This window comes from Streptomyces sp. OfavH-34-F (assembly GCF_022347745.1).
Classification (GTDB): domain Bacteria; phylum Actinomycetota; class Actinomycetes; order Streptomycetales; family Streptomycetaceae; genus Streptomyces.
Genome location: NZ_JAKRGC010000507.1, coordinates 1 through 2,879, shown reverse-complemented (window position 1 = coordinate 2,879; position 2,879 = coordinate 1). Strand labels below are relative to the sequence as shown.

Annotated in this window: 2 protein-coding genes and 1 pseudogene; all 3 read right to left on the bottom strand. The window is 73.6% G+C overall.

The window, feature by feature from the left end; all coding sequences use genetic code 11:
* Nucleotides 1-451, bottom strand: a pseudogene (locus MHW47_RS34100) (phosphopeptide-binding protein); the annotation flags it as partial.
* 42 nt (nt 452-493) lie between these two features.
* A complete protein-coding gene (locus MHW47_RS34095; RefSeq protein WP_239227717.1) occupies nt 494-1,831 on the bottom strand; it encodes a VWA domain-containing protein in 1,338 nt (445 codons plus the stop codon).
* Nucleotides 1,832-1,920: 89 nt separating this feature from the next.
* Nucleotides 1,921-2,879, bottom strand: a 959-nt coding sequence (locus tag MHW47_RS34090; RefSeq protein WP_239227716.1) for a PP2C family serine/threonine-protein phosphatase, incomplete at its 5' end; no start/stop codon positions are given.

Here is a 2,879-nt window from a genome sequence, read left to right as displayed (position 1 = left end):
ACCCCGGACCGGCGGAGAGCGGTTCGGCGGACCGGTTCATCTGCGAGGGCCGGGAGCCCTGGTAGTCGAAGGGGTCGCCGCCCTGCGCCGGGGGCGGCGGCTGCTGGGCCGGGAAGCCGGGCGGCCGGTTGCCGGCCGGGCCGGGGTCGCCCGGAAGGTTGTGCCGGGGGGCCAGCGGCGTGTACGACGTCGCCGTGTTCGTGAGGAAGTTCCAGCGGCACTCCTCGCAGAACGGCGCCATCGCCTCACGCGGGGTGCGGCACTGCGGGCACAGTTCGGCCTGGGCCGTCCGGTCCGGGTCGTAGGACTGGGGGTATCCGTACCGCGCGGGCGGCGGCGGAGGAGGCGGGGGAACCGCACCCGCAGGCGCGCCCGCCCCGGCCATGCGATGGCCGCAGACCTCGCACCAGTCCTCGGAACCCGACTGGTGTCCGTTCGGGCAGGTCGGCATGTCGGCGCTTCCCCCTCTCCTTCTCCGGCCGGCGGGCCGTCGTTATTTCTTGACGCGAACCGTCTTCGTGGAACGCGTTTCGAGAGTCATCTCGTCCGCTTCCGCGACCTTCGCCTTCAGTCGCACAGTACCCGTCGCGGCGTCGACGACGTCTACCACCTTCGAAAGCAGTTTCGCAGTGTCCTCGTTCCCGGAGGCCGACGCCAACTGCACCGCACGGCCGAGTTTGGCCGTCGCGCCGTCGAAGTCTCCCGACTTGCGGGCATCGAGTCCCTGCTGGATGACTTGTGCCAGTTCGGCCTGACCCGTGTAGTGCGCGACCTGCGGGTTGATCGCGGTCGAGGCCGCCATGTCGTCCGTCCACACCGCCCGGACCAGGCCCTGCGACAGGGTCTGCGGCGCCCCGCCCGCCGGGTCGGGGAGGACCAGCGAGACCCGCGCCGCGAGCATCTCCCGCCCGATGCCGGCCTCCGGCACCCGGACGCACACGTGGTAGTCGCGGGACTCGTCGCCCCAGGAACCGGTGGGGTAGTCCCCGGCCCGCGGGCCCGCCTCGGTGCGGCGGCCGGTCAGGTCGGCGACCGTCGGCGCGACCTGCTTCACGAATCTGATCTCCACGCCGACGGGGGTCCACAGCCGCAGGGCCACGTCCGCGACCTCCTTGCCCATGGCGTTCTCCATCATGTGCGTGAAGTCCGCGGCGAGCCCGGCCGGGTCGGCGACGATGTCGGCGGTGCCCAGCAGCGCCGAGGCGACGGCTGTGACTTCTTTCACCTCCCAGTCGGTGCCGACCCCGCGCGCGTCACAGGTGAACCGGCCGGCGCAGGCGTCGAGCGCCGCCCGCAGGTCCTCCGGCGACTCGTGCTCGTTGCGCCCGTCCGTCAGCAGGATGCCGTGCCGGATGTCCACGTCGGCCGCGCCCAGCAGCCGGTCCGCCAGCCGCAGCCAGGTCCCGATCGCCGTACCGCCGCCCGCGCTCAGCCGGCGCAGCGCCTGCTTGGCCTCGGCGCGGGTCCGGGCGTCGGCGACCGCGAGCCGGCCGTTGCCCGGGTAGACCTCCTTGGCCACGTGCGTCCCGCCGACCACGGCGAACGAGGTGCCGTCGCGCAGGGTGTCCACGGCCGCCGCGGTCGCGTCGCGGGCGTTGCGCATCTTCGTCGGCGGGTAGTCCATCGAACCGGAGCAGTCCACCATGATCACCACCGCGGCGCCGCCGGACCGCTCCGGCGCCCCCGGCAGCGGTACGCCCCCGGTGGTGCCGCCCCCGGTCGAGGTGACCGTGATGATCCCGTTGACCTCGCGGCCGCCCTCGGGCAGGAACTCGTTCTGGTACACCTCGACGGAGAACTGCGGCACGTTCGACTTGGAGAAGTTGGCCATCTGATCGGCTCCTTGAGGCTCCACCTGTCAGATGAAGACAGAGGTACGGACAAAGCGTCGGAGGCGGGAGGGGGCACGCCCGCCCTGAGTCAGGCGGAGCCTGCCCCCTGCGGTGACACGGCGAACGGCACCAGGGCCACTGTTACGTTGTCGTGGCCGCCGCCGTCCAGGGCGTGCCCCACCAGCGCCTGCGCCCCGCGCAGCGGATGGGCGTAGGCGTCCTGCGGCACCGCGGCGGCCATCTCGGCGGCGGACTCCGCGTAGTTCCACAGGCCGTCCGTGCAGACCACCACCAGGCCCGGCCGGTCCGGCTTGAACGAGGCCGTGTGCGGCTCCAGTTCGTAGGCGTCCGCGCCGAGCCAGCCGGTGATCGCGTGGGCGCGCTCGTCCGCGTACGCCTCCGCCTCGTTCATCAGACCCGTCGCCACCATCTGCGCGGCCCACGAGTCGTCCTCGGTGAGCCGGGCGGGCGCGGTGGAGCGGTCCTCCGGCACCCAGTAGACGCGGCTGTCGCCGACCCAGCCGACCACCAGCAGCCCGTTCGCCATGACCGCGCCGACCAGTGTGCACGCCGGGGCGTTCTGGTGGCGGTGCGGCTCGTGCTCCGGAACGGCCTGCTGGGCCAGCCGGTTGACCGACTCGGACGCTGCCACGATCGCCTCGTGCATCGCCTGCTGCGGATGCGTGCCGCGCGGCAGCGACTCCAGCAGCGACTCGTTGGCCGCGCTCGCCGCTGCGGCCGACGCCTCGTCGGGCCGGCTGGCCGAGGACACCCCGTCGCAGACGATCGCGACGACGGCCGCGGAGCCGTCCGGCAGCGCGGTCGTGGACACCGCGAACGCGTCCTCGTTGCGGTGGTGGCGCAGCCCCCGGTCGCTGACCGCGGCGACCGAACCCAGCTCCCGCTCCATGTGGTCGCGCTCGCGCGGCTGCGCGTGCCCGCAGTTCTCGCAGTAGCCGTCGCCGTCGACCCGCCCGGCCCGGCAGGCCACGCAGACCGCGCCCCCGGCCACAGGGGCCGGCAGCGGCTCGGCGGCCGTGCGCGGAT

Coding starts and splice junctions, on each gene's coding strand:
- MHW47_RS34095 (WP_239227717.1), bottom strand. CDS start 1,831: ATGGCCAACTTCTCCAAGTCGAACGTGCCGCAGTTCTCCGTCGAGGTG.